Source organism: Rhodanobacter soli (assembly GCF_040548735.1).
Taxonomy (GTDB): Bacteria; Pseudomonadota; Gammaproteobacteria; order Xanthomonadales; family Rhodanobacteraceae; genus Rhodanobacter; species Rhodanobacter soli_A.
In genome coordinates this window covers 911,427-926,062 of record NZ_JBEPSD010000001.1, presented here as the reverse complement: position 1 = coordinate 926,062, position 14,636 = coordinate 911,427, and the positions used below count along the sequence as shown (strand labels likewise).

Genomic DNA, 14,636 nt, shown 5'->3' with positions numbered 1-14,636 from the left:
CCAGCTTTCCAAGGATTCGCCATGGCTATTTCGCTGATTGCCGCACTCGACGAAAACTTCGCGATCGGCCGCAAGGGTCAGCTGCCCTGGCACCTGCCCGACGACCTGCGCTGGTTCAAGCAACTGACCACCGGCAAGAACGTGCTGATGGGCTACAACACCGCCCTGTCGATCGGCCGCGCGCTGCCGGACCGGGTCAACCTGGTGCTGACGCGCCGCCACGAGGCGCCGTACCCGGGCCAGATCACCGTGCGCTCGATCGATGAAGCGCAGGCGCGCTGCGACAACACCGGCCTGATCGTGATCGGCGGCGGCCTGGTGTTCGCCGAGGCGCTGCCACGCGCCCGCCGCATGTACCTCACCTGGGTCAGTGCCGCGATCGACGGCGCCGACGCGTTCTTTCCCGGCGTGCACTTCAGCGACTGGACCGAGGTCTCGCGCGTGCATCACAAGGCCGACGCCGAGCACGCCTACGACTTCGACATGGTCGAATACCTGCGCAGCAGTTGATGTTCGCACCGGGGGGGCCCAAGCCGGTCATGCGCGTGATGGCCGCCGTCATGCTCGATGCCCTGGGGCGCGTGTTGCTGGCGCAGCGGCCGGCGGGCAAGCATCTGGCCGGCATGTGGGAGTTCCCCGGTGGCAAGCTCGAACCCGGCGAGACGCCGATGGCGGCCTTGGCGCGCGAGCTGCGCGAGGAAGTGGGCGTCACCTTCTTGCGTGGCGAACCGCTGATCCGGGTGCCCATTCATTACCCCGAGCGCGAGCTGCTGCTGGATGCCTGGCAAACCGACCAGTGGGAAGGCGAGCCGCAATCGCTGGAAGGGCAGGCGTTGCAGTGGCTGCTGCCGGAGCAGATCGACCCGGCGATCCTGGCGCCGGCTGATCGCGTGATCGTGCAGGCTTTGCGGCTGCCGCCGCGCTACGCGATCACCCCGGCCGATGCACGGCCCGAGCAGCGCGGCTTCTGGTTCGAGCGCATCGGCCAGTCGATCGAACGCAGCCGGCAACTGGTGCAATTGCGGCTGCCGCTGTGGCCGCGCGAACGCGTGCGCGAACTGGCTGCCGGCCTGTTGCCGCTGGCCCGCCGGCACGGCTCCCAGCTGCTGCTCCGCGGCGACATCGAAGGCGCGCGAGAGCTGGGCATCGGCGTACAACTCAAGGGGCGTCAGCTGGCGACCCTGTCCGAACGCCCGCTGCCGCTGTCGCATCTGGTCGGCGCCAGCTGCCACGCCGCCGCCGACCTGGCCCGGGCCGAGCAGCTCGCCGTGGACTTCGCCACGCTGTCACCGGTCGCCGCCCCCCGCAGCCGCGTGCAAGCCGTGCCGTTGGGCTGGGCCAGTTTCCGGTCCATGGCGGAAGCTGCCGCACTGCCGATCTACGCCCTCGGCGGCATGGCCCCTTCGCACGTCGCGCAGGCCCGCGACAACAGCGGGCAGGGCGTTGCCGGCATCCGCGAGTTCTGGCCGTAGCGCCAGCGGATCAGTGTGAGGCGGCCAGCGCCAGGTAGCGTTGGTGCAATCCGGCAACGGCGGTGTCGAGGGCGGCTTCGTCGCCGCTGTTCTCGATCACGTCGTCGGCCAGGGCCAGGCGTTCGGTGCGGCTGGCCTGGTGGGCCAGCATGCGGCGTGCGAGGGTTTCGTCGATGCCGTCGCGGGCGATCAGACGTTCGATCTGCACCGGTTCGGGGGCGTCGACCAGCAGCACGCGGTCGACCCAGCGATAGTGTTCGATATTCTCCGCCAGCAGCGGGATCGCCAACAGGCAATACGGCCCGCGCTCGGCCAGCGCGCGTTCGCGCAGCCATTGGCGCACGCGCGGGTGGATGATCGCCTCCAGCGTCCTGCGCGCGGCGGGGTCGGCGAACACGCGCTGGCGCATGGCCGCGCGATCCAGCCGGCCCGAATCATCCAGCGCCCCGGCGCCGAACGCATCGACCACCTCGGCCAGCCCGGGCGTACCGGGTTCGATCACCTCGCGGGCGGCCACGTCGGCATCGTGCACGTGCACGCCCAGCGCCTCGAAACGCCGCGTCACCATCGTCTTGCCGGCGGCGACGCCACCGGTCAGGGCGACCACCAGGGCGTGCGATCGCGCGTTCACCGCAGGCCAGTCAGCTGCATGTAGCCCTGCAGCAGGTCCGCGCCCGCCACGAACCAGACCCAGCCGGCGGCGGCGATGAACGGGCCGAACGGCATCGGAATCTCGCGTTCATGCTTGCGCAGCGCGATCAGGGTGCCACCAACCAGCGCGCCGATCAGCGACGACAGCAGGATGATCGGCAGCAGCGCCACCGGTCCCATCCACGCGCCCAGCGCGGCGAGCAGCTTGAAGTCGCCGTGGCCCATGCCTTCCTTGCCGGTGAGCAGCTTGAACACCCAGTACACGCTCCACAGGCTCAGGTAGCCGATCGCCGCGGCCAGGATCGAGGCCGGCGCCGTAACGAACATCGGCAGCAGCGACAGCAGCAGGCCCAGCCACAGCAGCGGAAAGGTCAGCTGGTCGGGCAGCAGCTGGGTGCGGAAGTCGATGCCGGACAGTGCGACCAGGGCCCAAGTCAGCGCCAGCCCGGCCAGCGCAGCCCAGGAGGGGCCTAACTTCCACACGATCACCGCGCTCAGCACGCCGCTGAGCAGTTCCACCAGCGGGTACTGGATCGAGATCTTCGACTGGCAGTAGCGGCAGCGCCCGCGCAGCAGCAGCCAGCCGATCAGCGGGATGTTGTCCAGCGCCGACAGCGGATGCTTGCAGTGCGGACAATGCGACGGCTCGCGCACGATGCCCGGCGGCAGCGGCGTCGTATCGGCCTGCAACTCCAGCACATCCCGTGCCTCCCGTCGCCATGCCGCCGCCATGCGCTCGGGTAGCCGCAGGATCACCACGTTGAGAAAGCTGCCCACCAGCAACCCGAGCACACCGGCCAGGGCGATCCACAGGGCGAAGGGAAGTTCGGGCATGCGTCAGCCTTGTGTTTCAGAGCCCCTCGGGCAGGGCATAAGGGTACGGTGCGCTCGCGCAAATAAAAGCGGCGGGCAGTGCCCGCCCTACGAAGCGTGATGCATTGTAGGGCGGACACTGTCCGCCGGTTCTTGATTTGATTTTTGAGGTTGCGTCAGAACGTGCCGGCGAGCTTGAAGATCGGCAGGTACAGCGCGATCACCATGCCGCCGACCAGGGTACCCAGCACGACCATGATGATCGGTTCGAGCAGGGTGGACAGGGTGTCGACGGCGTTGCTGACTTCTTCCTCGTAGAACTCGGCGACCTTGAACAGCATGTTGTCCAGCGCGCCGGACTCTTCGCCGATCGCGGTCATTTGCACCACCATGTTCGGGAACAGGCCGGTCTGCTTCATCGCCAGCTGCAGCTGGTGACCGACCGAGATGTCGTCGCGCATCTGCTTCACGGCGTCGCCGTACACCACGCTGCCGGTGGCGCCGGCCACCGCATCCAGCGCCTCGACCAGCGGCACGCCGGCGCGGAACGTCACGCCCAAGGTGCGGGCGAAGCGGGCGATCGCCGAGTTGCGCACGATATTGCCCATCACCGGCATCTTCAGCGCCATGCGGTCGAGGAAGTGGGCGAATTTCACCGAGCGTTTCTTGGCGATGATCAAGGCGGTGATGCTGCCCGCGATCACGCCGATCACCACCCACCAGTAGCTCTGCATGAACTCCGAGGCGCTGACCAGCAGCTGAGTCGGGGCGGGCAGCTGGGCGCCGGCGTCCTGGAAGGTCTTGGCGAATACCGGCACCACGAACAGCAGCATGATCAGGCAGACCATGAACACCACGGCCAGCACCATCATCGGGTAGAACAGCGCCTTCTTGATCTTCTTCTTGATCGCCTCCGTGCGCTCCTTGTAGGTCGCCACGGTATCCAGTACGGTGTCCAGCACGCCGGAAGTTTCACCGGCGTGCACCAGGTTGCAGTACAGCTCGTCGAACTGCACCGGGTAGCGCGCCAGCGCCTCGTGCAGTGCCGCGCCGCCCTCGATGTTCTGCTTCACGTCGAGCAGGATGTTCTTGAAGCGGACGTTCTTCTGGCCGTCGGCGATGATGTCGAAGGACTGCACCATCGGCACGCCGGACGCCATCATGGTGGCGATCTGGCGGCTGAACACGGCCACGTCGCCCGGCTTGACCGTGCTGCCGCTGGCACCGAACAACGGTTTGGCACGCTCGCGCACGGTCTGCGGATTCATGCCCTGGCGGCGCAATTCGGCCTTGACCAGCGAGGCATTCTTCGCCGGCATGTCGCCCTTCATGCGCTTGCCGCGCTTGTCCAGCGCGACCCACTCGTACGTGGTCAGCTTGCTGACCTCGGCGCGCTGGGCACCAAGCTCACGCGCCTTGTTGATGTTCGTTGCGGTAGCCGTGGCCATGCGCATCTTCCCCCAGTGGTCCAGTCCCGGAGCCGTCCTTCGCAGGCGGCTGGCAAGGTATTGATACAGCTTATGTCATTTTTACGGCGCCAAACCGTGGCGCCGGACGCAAGTTCGATGCAACGGAGGTCCCAGAATCCGCCGCTTATTCCTTGGTGACGCGGTCGATCTCGGTCAGGCTGGTCAGGCCCTGCTTCACCTTGAGCAGGGCCGACGCGCGCAGGTCGTTGATGCCGGCGGCTTTGGCCACCTCGGCGATCTGCAGCGCATTGCCGCCTTGCAGGATGATCTTCTGGATATCCTCCAGCATCGGCATCACCTGGTAGATGCCCACGCGACCCTTGTAACCCTCGTTGCAGCCGTCGCAGCCGACGGCCTCGTAGATGGTCAACCCCGCGTCGATGTCGGCCTGGGTGAAGCCGGCGTCCAGCAGCACCTTGGGCGGCAGCTCGATCGGCTTCTTGCAGTCGTGCAGGCGCCGCGCCAGGCGCTGGGCGATGATCAGGGTCACCGACGAGGTGATGTTGTACGGCGCGATGCCCATGTTCATCAGGCGCGAGATGGTCTGCGCGGCATCGTTGGTGTGCAGGGTGGACAGCACCATGTGGCCGGTCTGCGCCGCCTTGATCGCGATCTCGGCGGTCTCCAGGTCGCGGATCTCGCCGACCATGATCACGTCCGGATCCTGGCGCAGGAACGAACGCAGCGCGCTGGCGAAGGTCATGCCGCGCTTCACGTTCTGCTGCACCTGGTTGATGCCCTCGACGCGGATTTCCACCGGGTCTTCCACCGTCGAGATGTTGCGTTCGGCGGTGTTGAGCATGTTCAGGCCGGTGTACAGCGACACCGTCTTGCCCGAGCCGGTGGGGCCGGTGACCAGCACCATGCCGTAGGGCTTGTGGATCGCGTCGACGTACAGCTTCTGCTGGTTCGGCTCGTAGCCCAGCTTCTCGATGCCGATCCTGGCCGACGAGCCGTCCAGGATGCGCAGCACGATCTTCTCGCCGAACAGCGTCGGCAGCGTGCTCACGCGGAAGTCGACTGCGCGGGTCTTGGACAGGTTGAGCTTGATGCGGCCGTCCTGCGGCACGCGCTTCTCGGCGATGTCGAGCTGGGCCATCACTTTGATGCGCGAGGAGATGCGGTTGGCCATCTTCATCGGCGGGTTGGCCACGGCCTTCAGCATGCCGTCCATGCGCAGGCGCACGCGGTACTGGGTTTCGAACGGCTCGAAATGGATGTCCGAAGCGCCGCGGCGGATCGCGTCGACCAGGATCTTGTTGACGAACTTCACGACGGGCGCATCGTCGTTCGCATTCGCATCGACGCCGGTGGATTCGACTTCGTCGTCGCCGACCTCGATGTTCAGCTCGTCCAGATCGCCGCCGCCCATCTCGGGCATGGTGTTGCGCATGTTGTTGAGCAGGGTTTCGATCACCCGCTGCAACGAGCCGCGCTCCACCAGGATCGGCTCGACCATGCAGTTGGAGTGGAACTTGATCTCGTCCAGTGCATGCGACTGCATCGGATCGGCGATGCCCACGTATAGCCGCTTGCCGCGGCGGAACAATGGCAGCGCCTGGTGCTTGGTGATCAGTGCCTCGCTGATCAGGTCCAGCGGCATCGTCGCCGGGTTCAGCACGCTCACGTCCATCATCGGCATGCCGAACTCGGCCGAGGCGATCCGCGTCAGCTCGACGCCGTCGACCAGGTTGTGGTCCAGCAACCAAGCCCCCAGCGTGGCCTTCTGCTGGCCGCTGTCGGTCATGGCCTTGCGGACCACGTCCTCCGGCATCACCCCTTCCGACACCAGCCGGCGCGCCATGCCGGACAAGCCCATGAGCGACGGTTGCAATTGAGATGACATAACCTACTCGACCTTGCCCCTGTATGTTGTTGAATCTACCGCAGTCCGGCCCGCAGGTCACCCATTCCCTGCAGCTTGGAGGCAGTAGGGTGATGCGGTGCACAAACCGGGCTCGCCACTGCCGAGTCGACCCTGCTTGCAGCGGGAAGTTGGATTGTTCTCTTCCCCCTTACTGAAGGGGCAAGTCGTGCAGGGGATGGCTTTTTCTCCTCCCCCTGCTTGCAGGGGGAGGTCGGGTGGGGGTAGCGCCTTTGATCTTCATGCCAAGAGCACCCCATCCCAACTCTCCCCTGCACGCAGCGGAAGGCGCAAAGCGTGGCGGAGTGCGCCCCAAAAACCCAACCCCGTCCTCAACCTCCACCCAGCCTTCACGCTATGATCCCCCTTCACACGGGGAGCCATCTGTTGAACCGCCTGAGCATCATCCTGCCCGCCAAGAACGAGGCGCCCGCGCTGGCCGCACTGCTGCCGCGCCTGCGCACCGCCCATCCCGAGGCCGAGATCATCGTCGTCGACGACGGCTCCACCGACGACACCCGCGGCGTCTGCAGCAGCAGCGGCGTCGAATGCCTGTCCTCGCCGTACTCGATGGGCAATGGCGCGGCGATCAAGCGCGGCGCCCGTGCCGCCACCGGCGACATCCTCGTTTTCATGGACGGCGACGGCCAGCACGACCCCGCCGACATCAAGCGCCTGCTCGACCAGCTGGACCGCGGCTACGACATGGTGGTGGGCGCCCGCGGCTGGGGCAGCCAGGCCGGCGTGGGCCGCGGCCTGGCGAACACCCTGTACAACTGGCTGGCTACCCGCATGACCGGCCACCAGATCGCCGACCTCACCTCCGGCTTCCGCGCCGTGCGCGCGGACAAGTTCCGCGAATTCCTGCACCTGCTGCCGAACGGCTTCAGCTACCCCACCACCAGCACCATGGCGTTCTTCCGCAGCGCCTATCCAGTTGCCTACGTTCCGATCAAGGCCGCCCAGCGCGTCGGCAAAAGCCACATCAGGCCCCTGCGCGACGGCCTGCGCTTCCTGCTGATCATCTTCAAGATCGCCACGCTGTATTCGCCGCTGAAGCTGTTCGTGCCGGCCAGCGTGGTGTTCTTCCTGCTCGGCTGCGCCAACTACGCCTACACCCTGATCGCGTACCACCGGCTCACCAACATGAGTACGCTGCTGTGGAGTGCGGCGGTGATTGTGTTCCTGATCGGGTTGATCTCCGAGCAGATCACCGGGTTGACCTATCGTCGCGACAAGTAAATGCAAGGAAGCCACTCGAACGGACCTCATGGTCGGAAGGTCTTATGGCGTGTTTCCCCAGCCGCGGTTCTGATGCGTTTGATAACGCCAAAATGAGGTTTTGCATCAAGTGACGCGCGTATTCCTGATCAGCACCTCATATCCGCGTGACATTTCCGACTGGCGTGGAATATTCATGAGGCATCTGGTGGCTGCGCTTGCCCGCGTGTCCTCCATCAAACTCAGTATATGGGCTCCACCGGGAGATCTGCCCGAGCAGGCAACAGCCATTGTTTCGCCCGCAGACGCGCGATGGCTGGCACAGCTGATGGCCGCTGGCGGCATATCGCACATGATGCGCAGCGGGGGGTGGAGTTCGTGGTTCGCACCGGTACGTCTTTTGCGCATGATTGCCGCGAGCTATCGCGATCACCCTGAGGTGGACATCTACCATATCAACTGGTTGCAGTGCGCTTTGCCTCTTCCGAACAATCGCAAGCCTGCACTTATCACGGTACTTGGCAATGATCTGAAGCTTCTGAAGTTGCCGTTCATGCGATTTCTGCTGCGTCGTGTCATGAGGCAACGCAAGGTGGCCATTTGTCCCAACGCTGACTGGATGCACGCCCCCCTGCAGGCGGCATTTGGAGACGTTGCGGAGATACGCCCCGTTTCATTCGGCATCGACCCGCGCTGGTACGCGATCAAACGCGAGTCTGGCGAAGGGCAACCTCATCGCTGGCTTGCTGTCACTCGCCTTACCGCGAACAAGCTGGGGCCTTTATTCGACTGGTCGGAAGATTTTTTTCACGAAGGTTCACGCGAACTGCACCTGTTTGGGCCGATGCAGGAAGGTATCGAAGTGCCGGAATGGGTTTATTACCATGGAGCGGCTACGCCCGAGCAGCTTGCAAACGAGTGGTTCCCGAAAGCGTGTGGCTTGATAACCCTCAGTCGTCACGCCGAAGGCCGGCCGCAAGTCATGCTGGAGGCCATGGCTGCGGGGCTGCCCATCATCGCCTCAAGCATGCCAGCGCACGCCGGTGTCGTGTTTGATGGAGAAACCGGAAGGCTATGCGACTCCATCGACCACTACGGTACTGCGCTGTGCGAACTGGAGGATGCGGTGACTAATCGCCGCTTGGGAGATGCCGCGAGGCACTGGGTGACCCGCGAAATCGGCACTTGGGATGACTGCGCCGATCGCTACGTGCAGATTTATCGCCGGCTACTTGGAAGCGCGTAATGAGCGATCGGATTCTTGTCCTCGGTGCAGGTGGGTTCATCGGGCAACACCTGGTACGGGCGCTGGCACGGCAGGGCGAGTCGGTGATTGCAGCCAGTCGGAGCAAGGTGGACTTTGATCTGCCAAATGTCGAAACAGTGATTGCCGAGCTGCGCGAGCCGAAGGATTTCGCCCCCTTGGTCGCTCGCAGTCGTGCAGTGGCCTACCTCGCGTCTACGTCCACTCCCGGGACATCCGTTGCCCGTCCCTTGCACGAACTGGTCGACAATCTGCAGCCAATGGCTGGCTTGCTGCATGTCTTGCAGGATCATTCTGGCGTGGATCTGCTTTATCTGTCTTCTGGCGGTTCGCTGTACACGTCGACGGGTGACATCGCAGCGAGTGAGGCGACGCGCGTGCAGCCACGGTCGTATCACGGCGCGAGCAAGATAGCCACTGAATACTTCATCTCGGCCTGGTGCAATCAGTATTCGGGCAAGGCGACAATTCTGCGCCCATCAAACGTCTACGGCCCGGGTCAGTTCGAGCGCGCGGGGTTCGGTATCGTACCTACGGCCCTTGGCAAGATTAAGCGGGATGAAATCCTGCATATATGGGGTGATGGTTCCGCTGTTCGCGACTATTTGTATATAGATGACCTGGTGGAGCTGATCACCACGATTCTGGCCCGACAAATGTCCGTAGGCGCGCATATAGTCAACGCCTGCAGCGGTATAGGGGTCAGCCTCAATGAACTGTTCGCCGCCATGGAGACCGTGACCGGTCGACCCCTGCGACGCAGCTATGAAGTCGGTCGTGCAGTGGATGCTGCACGCGTGGTGATGGACCCCACTCTGGCCAGTCACGAGTACGGATGTTCGCCCGTCACACCACTGCATGAAGGATTGGAGCGGACATGGGCCTGGTTGAACAGCACAGCGCACTGAATCGACCGGAACATCCGATGTGTTCCGTCTGCATCGCCAACTACAACGGCGCCGCATTGCTGGATGACTGCCTGACATCCGTTCTTGCCCAGCAGGGCAACATCAGCATCGAGATCATCGTTCACGACGATGCCTCCACAGATGATTCTGTAGCGCTGCTGCGCGAGCGGTATCCACAGGTCGAGTTGCTTGCGAGCAGCGAGAACGTCGGCTTCTGTGTCAGCAATAACCGCATGGTGGCGCATGCACGCGGCGAATTTGTGCTGCTGCTGAACAACGATGCGGCGCTGTATCCAGATGCACTGGTCACCTTGCTGGACGCTGCACAATCGGCACCCCTGCCGAGAATCCTCAGTCTGCCCCAGTACGACTGGGAAACTGGGGTGTTGGTTGATAGGGGTTGTCTGCTCGACCCGTTCTACAACCCGGTGCCGAATCTCGACCCCGGCCGTCGCGATGTGGCGATGGTGATCGGGGCATGCCTGTGGGTGGCGCGCGATGTATGGAATGAGCTCGGTGGCTTCCCAACGTGGATTGAGTCGATCGGCGAAGATATGTATTTGTGCTGCGTGGCCCGATTGCGCGGCAGGGCAGTGCAAGTCGCCGGTACCAGTGGATATCGCCATCGTCAGGGGGCTAGCTTTGGCGGAAACCGTGCAACTGCGCAAGGGCTGCAGACCACCTTTCGACGACGCTATCTGAGCGAGCGCAACAAAATGGAGGTCATGCTGGTCTGCACGCCAACAGTGCTGGTCATTCCGTTGTTGGCGCTGCATTTGGTGCTGTTGGTCGCTGAAGGCATCGTCTTGACAGCGGCGTGCCTAGATACACGCATTTGGCAGGAAATCTATGGCAAGGCTGGTACACAACTCATTCGTGACTTTCCGAGACTATGGGCCACGCGCCGTCAGGAACAGCGGGGACGTGTCGCATCACTGCGTGACTTTCTACGCAATTTTGTGTGGGCGCATAGAAAGCTTGGGTTGCTGCGCCGCTATGGCATGCCTCGGATCCGTTGATGCAGCCAATACGTCGCGTTGTGGATTGGTTAGGACGCCCAATTAGGCGCAATATGATGTGAGCATGATCGCAGCGGAGACATCTCACCGATGTCACTACTCACCTTGCCGTCTGAAATGGCGATTCAATTCACGACCTAGAAAACGCACTGTACCTTTCTTGCCGGGGCGGCCGCGGATGGTGCCAGCGGCAATGCAAGCCTCATGGATGTTCCGAATCGGCAAATCCTCTGCGAACACCGTATGCAGGGCGTTGATGATCTTGTGCGATGTCGAGAGGGGTTGCAGATAGGCGCGTTTGAAGGCGGCCGATCGTCTGGCCGATGCAAAGTCGATGCCGTGCTGCGTGGCAAATAGACGGCCCCACCTTTCGATGGATTCGCGGTGAGCCCCGGCGGTGGCAAGAATGACCTCGAGCTGTTGTCGGTACCCAAATTCCTTTGATGCGTCGCGAAGATGGGCAGACTGCAGATAAGCTTCGTAGACCATCGCTTGAAAGGAAATGGGCAGACTACCGTCTTCGTGCAACGGCATCGCGCCGTGAAACGGTATGTTGCTTTCCGAATAAAAAGTCGAAACAGGCGTTGTGTTCTTGTTCTTTTTGGTGGAAAACGACGAGTTCCCGGTACTGTGTCTGGATACGCCACTGACTGCCATGGGGGCTCGCATGAAAACATACCGATCAATCACGCTGGAGACGGCAACCGCCGAGTAGAGGTCGGGATTACAGGATGCAAAGAATGCTCCTGTCTTGCTCTTCACCTTGTTCAAGGTAGCAAGACTGACGAAGCCACCATCATAAATGACTGGTAGCTGGGGATATTTGGCAACGCCGCGCATGACTTTCTTCAGCCAGAGCGATGCCTCGCGTATTTCGATGCCGGATCCCATCGGTACGATCAACTGACCGCTTTCATTGCCCATGATGGCTGGCCAGTGGTAGGTGCAGAAGGTCGAACGGATGGCTTCGACACCCGATGTTTCGATGATGTTGGATACGGTCTTGATGGATTCCGGCAGTAGCCCGTCGTCATCGCCGATGAAACCCACCCATCCCTCGCGAACATGCGAAAGGGCGAACTCCCAGTTATGCGACATATTCAGGCGCTTTCCCGTCTTCACGTAGCGGATGCGCTGATCGTTGGCTCGACGTACGACGCCCTCGGTATCGTCAGTGCTGCAGTTGTCGCTGACGATTATTTCGAGGTTATCGTAGTCTTGCGATGTTACCGTGCGCAATGACGATTCCAGTACATCGCAACGCTCGCGCGTGGGAATGATGACGGTAATTTTTGGTGCAGGCATAGATGAAAGACCGGGAACTGAATCAGAATACAAGTTTCAGTCTAGCCCGAATCGCTCCGCAGGTTGCTTTGATGTCAGTACGCTGGTGATCGGGGCGTCAAGCTAACGAGTCCGATTAGCGGCACCTGGAATTGCACATGGCAGCGGTAGCAAGATCAACTTCAGCGTCGCCGTTATTGTGCATAGGGGCGATGGCCGGTGGCAAAGTGTCAGTAGATCCAGTGCGCGAGATCTCTGCGGAATAGAGATCGACGCAACGGCATGTGCTTACCGCCATATATAGAAGGGAGGTCGGTCGAGCCGAGTCAGCGTCGGAAGCCAAACCACTCGGCCAGCTGTTGCCGCACCAGATCTCGCACCAGTGGCGCTGCCACGGCCGCCGATAACAGCACTGCGCCACTCACTATGGCCAATTGAAAGACCCCTTCAAGGCTCCGGGGCAATGCCGGAAGCAGCCGGCTTGCAAGCAGTGCGACCACGGCGGCGGCGATCGCGGGAGGGAGTATGTCCCGAACGTACCAGCGAGCCATTTCGCTGCGCAAAAGACGCCGATGCATAAGCGGAATGCCGACTGCGACAAAGGCGAGATTGATGGCGAACCACAGCCAAGCGGCGCCGACGATGCCGTGGTGTCCGACGGCCCAGATGCAGAAGGGAATGCCGAGAACCAAGGCTACGAGGTTTGTACCTACGGTAAGTCGGGTCCAGCCGTGAGCCAGCTGCAGTGCGTAGGGAAGGTTCATCAATCCATTGAACGCTGTGCCGGCCACGAGGATCGACAGCGGCAGCGCCAGCCTCGCTGCCGTGGTGGCGTCCCCGGTCCACAGATAGAGTACGTCGCGGCCGAAGATCATCAGTACAGCCGCCACGGCTGCCACGACCACCGCGAGGCATTGATTGCTCAGATGGTAGAGATGGGTCAGTGAATCCTGCTGGTCAAGTGACGCCAGTCGGCTGTAGCGCGGGTACAGCGCATTGAACATAGGCTGGATCATGCGACCCATGCCAGCGGCGACGCTCATCGCCAAGCTGAAGTAACCGAGTTCTGCCAGCGGAAGCATGGCCGATATTACGATGCGATCAAGCTGGGTGAGCATGATCGACAGGGCCATGATGGCGACCAGGCCACCAGCGAAGCGTCCAGCGTCACGAAGTTCTGCGGCGCGAAAAGCCGATCGTTGCTGAGGGTCAGTCGGCAACAAGAGCCACAGGGCGGCGGCCGATACCAGTGACTGACACGCGCCCACGGCAGCGTACCACCACATGAAGGCGCTGATGGTGGGAGATACCCAGTACAGCACCACCAGCACACCCGCGCCGCGTAGCGTGGCGAACCCGGCATTGATCAGGTTCAGTACCGGCTGCCGTTCAAGTCCGGACAGGCCATTGGCGTAGAAGCTGCTAGGCCACTGCAACGCCACCGCCAGCCCCATGATCGCGATCGCATGCGCTGTGGTGGCACGGCTGAGGTGTTCGGGGTGCAGCCAGTGATTCGCCAGTGGACCGCTGGCTAGCCAGATTACGGCGACGATCATCAGTGCGATTGGCCAGACCAACCACTCGAACGTGCGCACTAGGTCGCCGAGGGTATGTGCGGCGCTAGCATTGTGCACACGCCGCGCCAATTCGCGGTTCAGCACGCCGCCCATGCCCAGATCGAACAGCATGGACAGCGCCTGGATACTTAACATCAGGCCAACCAGGCCAAACGCCTCCATGCCGAGCAGCTTTATATACAGAGGGATGAATACCACGCCCATCAGCGCCATCCATATCTGCCCAGCATAATTCGCCAGGATATTTGTGCGCAGTACGGGCATGGGCAAGGCGCTAGACGCGCCGCAAGTAACCGTCAGGGGCAACCGTGATGAGCAGTTTGCTCTCCAGTGCGCTGTCGATTTCAAAGGCCAGTGGGGCACCGTCGGCAGCCATGTGTGCTTCCCCCTTCAGGCGACGCAGGTATTCCCAGGTAGCGGTCTTGGGGTTGTTGCCCTTGCCCCAAGAGCGATCAGGGAACATCGCGTTGGGCAGATCCTCAACCACGGTATCGAACACGATGCAGTAGCTGCCCGGAGAGGTCAGCGGTGCGTAGGCCTCGAGCTCGGCCAGCACGTGATCGTGGGTATGGTTGGAGTCGAGAATCACCAGTATCCGCTGATGCGCCTGCGCGATTTTATGCACTTGGGCAATGATGTCCGCTGAGATCGAGGAGCCCTGAATCATGTCGATCCGGTGCGACATCGGGTGCGCTTCGATGGCGGCACGATTGTGCGCGCGGATGTCGATGTCGATACCTAGCACGCGGCGTCGGGTGGCCTTGGGATCTAGCACTTCCCCACGCTCGACGGTTTCGCAATAGTCGAGCAGAGCCAGCATAGACGCACTGAGGACCAGCGAACCACCATGGGCGATGCCCGTTTCGATGATGAGGTCGGGCTTGATCCGCCAGACTAGTTCCTGCATGGCCACCATATCCTGTGGATACTGGATGATGGGGCGACCAAGCGAAGAAAAATTATACGAATACTTGTACTGGAGCGAATGCTGGAACCACTGAAATGCAATGTCTTTCAGCAGTTGATCATTTCCCATGCCGGAAATATTTTCACGACATTCGCGTTCGAACTGTTCTCTGGCGTCCATTTGATCT

At 62.2% G+C, this 14,636-nt stretch carries 13 protein-coding genes; 6 read left to right on the top strand and 7 right to left on the bottom strand.

Translation table 11 applies throughout. The features are described from left to right. The first annotated feature begins 21 nt into the window (after positions 1–21). Complete coding sequence (locus ABIE04_RS04410; RefSeq protein ID WP_354547359.1) at positions 22–510, top strand: dihydrofolate reductase; 489 nt, start codon at positions 22–24, stop codon at positions 508–510. Between the two features lie 29 nt (positions 511–539). Further along, entirely contained in the window at positions 540–1,472 is a 933-nt protein-coding gene (locus ABIE04_RS04405; protein ID WP_354547358.1) for a Nudix family hydrolase, read from the top strand. 10 nt (positions 1,473–1,482) lie between these two features. Here the strand turns inward: ABIE04_RS04405 and coaE are convergent, their stop codons facing one another. The 4 genes from coaE to pilB form a co-directional block, all read right to left on the bottom strand. Then, positions 1,483–2,103: a dephospho-CoA kinase gene (gene coaE / locus ABIE04_RS04400; RefSeq protein WP_354547357.1), complete on the bottom strand. Its 621-nt coding sequence runs from the start codon at positions 2,101–2,103 to the stop codon at positions 1,483–1,485. Next, on the bottom strand, positions 2,100–2,957 hold the full coding sequence (locus tag ABIE04_RS04395) for a prepilin peptidase (protein ID WP_354547356.1): 858 nt from the start codon (positions 2,955–2,957) through the stop codon (positions 2,100–2,102). Before ABIE04_RS04395 ends, coaE begins: the two co-directional genes overlap by 4 nt. 155 nt (positions 2,958–3,112) lie before the next feature. Further along, complete coding sequence (locus tag ABIE04_RS04390) at positions 3,113–4,384, bottom strand: type II secretion system F family protein (RefSeq protein ID WP_354547355.1); 1,272 nt, start codon at positions 4,382–4,384, stop codon at positions 3,113–3,115. A gap of 145 nt (positions 4,385–4,529) precedes the next feature. Next, on the bottom strand, positions 4,530–6,251 hold the full coding sequence (gene pilB / locus ABIE04_RS04385; protein ID WP_354547354.1) for a type IV-A pilus assembly ATPase PilB: 1,722 nt from the start codon (positions 6,249–6,251) through the stop codon (positions 4,530–4,532). Between the two features lie 405 nt (positions 6,252–6,656). Between pilB and ABIE04_RS04380 the strand changes: the two genes are divergently transcribed. From ABIE04_RS04380 to ABIE04_RS04365, 4 genes are all read left to right on the top strand, one after another. Next, complete coding sequence (locus ABIE04_RS04380) at positions 6,657–7,511, top strand: glycosyltransferase family 2 protein (protein WP_354547353.1); 855 nt, start codon at positions 6,657–6,659, stop codon at positions 7,509–7,511. A gap of 175 nt (positions 7,512–7,686) precedes the next feature. Then, on the top strand, positions 7,687–8,736 hold the full coding sequence (locus ABIE04_RS04375) for a glycosyltransferase family 4 protein (RefSeq protein WP_354547352.1): 1,050 nt from the start codon (positions 7,687–7,689) through the stop codon (positions 8,734–8,736). Further along, positions 8,736–9,662: an NAD-dependent epimerase/dehydratase family protein gene (locus tag ABIE04_RS04370; protein WP_354547351.1), complete on the top strand. Its 927-nt coding sequence runs from the start codon at positions 8,736–8,738 to the stop codon at positions 9,660–9,662. Before ABIE04_RS04375 ends, ABIE04_RS04370 begins: the two co-directional genes overlap by 1 nt. Continuing rightward, the gene (locus ABIE04_RS04365; RefSeq protein WP_354547350.1) at positions 9,632–10,681 is read left to right on the top strand and encodes a glycosyltransferase family 2 protein; all 1,050 of its coding nucleotides are present in this window, start codon (positions 9,632–9,634) and stop codon (positions 10,679–10,681) included. The genes ABIE04_RS04370 and ABIE04_RS04365 overlap by 31 nt, the downstream gene beginning before the upstream one ends. A 96-nt stretch (positions 10,682–10,777) precedes the next feature. On the opposite strand, the gene ABIE04_RS04360 is transcribed toward ABIE04_RS04365, so the two are convergent. From ABIE04_RS04360 to ABIE04_RS04350, 3 genes are all read right to left on the bottom strand, one after another. Then, the gene (locus tag ABIE04_RS04360) at positions 10,778–11,986 is read right to left on the bottom strand and encodes a glycosyltransferase family 2 protein (protein ID WP_354547349.1); all 1,209 of its coding nucleotides are present in this window, start codon (positions 11,984–11,986) and stop codon (positions 10,778–10,780) included. A 305-nt stretch (positions 11,987–12,291) separates the two neighbouring features. Continuing rightward, a complete protein-coding gene (locus ABIE04_RS04355; RefSeq protein ID WP_354547348.1) occupies positions 12,292–13,806 on the bottom strand; it encodes a lipopolysaccharide biosynthesis protein in 1,515 nt (504 codons plus the stop codon). A 10-nt stretch (positions 13,807–13,816) separates the two neighbouring features. After that, entirely contained in the window at positions 13,817–14,629 is an 813-nt protein-coding gene (locus tag ABIE04_RS04350; RefSeq protein ID WP_354547347.1) for a cephalosporin hydroxylase family protein, read from the bottom strand. Between the last annotated feature and the right edge of the window lie 7 nt (positions 14,630–14,636).

What these genes read in the sequence shown, in the direction of transcription:
- ABIE04_RS04410 (WP_354547359.1), top strand. Translation starts at nt 22, where the DNA reads ATGGCTATTTCGCTGATTGCCGCACTCGACGAAAACTTCGCGATCGGC.
- ABIE04_RS04405 (WP_354547358.1), top strand. Translation starts at nt 540, where the DNA reads ATGCGCGTGATGGCCGCCGTCATGCTCGATGCCCTGGGGCGCGTGTTG.
- ABIE04_RS04395 (WP_354547356.1), bottom strand. Translation starts at nt 2,957, where the DNA reads ATGCCCGAACTTCCCTTCGCCCTGTGGATCGCCCTGGCCGGTGTGCTC.
- ABIE04_RS04390 (WP_354547355.1), bottom strand. Translation starts at nt 4,384, where the DNA reads ATGGCCACGGCTACCGCAACGAACATCAACAAGGCGCGTGAGCTTGGT.
- pilB (WP_354547354.1), bottom strand. Translation starts at nt 6,251, where the DNA reads ATGTCATCTCAATTGCAACCGTCGCTCATGGGCTTGTCCGGCATGGCG.
- ABIE04_RS04375 (WP_354547352.1), top strand. Translation starts at nt 7,687, where the DNA reads ATGAGGCATCTGGTGGCTGCGCTTGCCCGCGTGTCCTCCATCAAACTC.
- ABIE04_RS04370 (WP_354547351.1), top strand. Translation starts at nt 8,736, where the DNA reads ATGAGCGATCGGATTCTTGTCCTCGGTGCAGGTGGGTTCATCGGGCAA.
- ABIE04_RS04365 (WP_354547350.1), top strand. Translation starts at nt 9,632, where the DNA reads ATGGGCCTGGTTGAACAGCACAGCGCACTGAATCGACCGGAACATCCG.
- ABIE04_RS04360 (WP_354547349.1), bottom strand. Translation starts at nt 11,986, where the DNA reads ATGCCTGCACCAAAAATTACCGTCATCATTCCCACGCGCGAGCGTTGC.
- ABIE04_RS04355 (WP_354547348.1), bottom strand. Translation starts at nt 13,806, where the DNA reads ATGCCCGTACTGCGCACAAATATCCTGGCGAATTATGCTGGGCAGATA.
- ABIE04_RS04350 (WP_354547347.1), bottom strand. Translation starts at nt 14,629, where the DNA reads ATGGACGCCAGAGAACAGTTCGAACGCGAATGTCGTGAAAATATTTCC.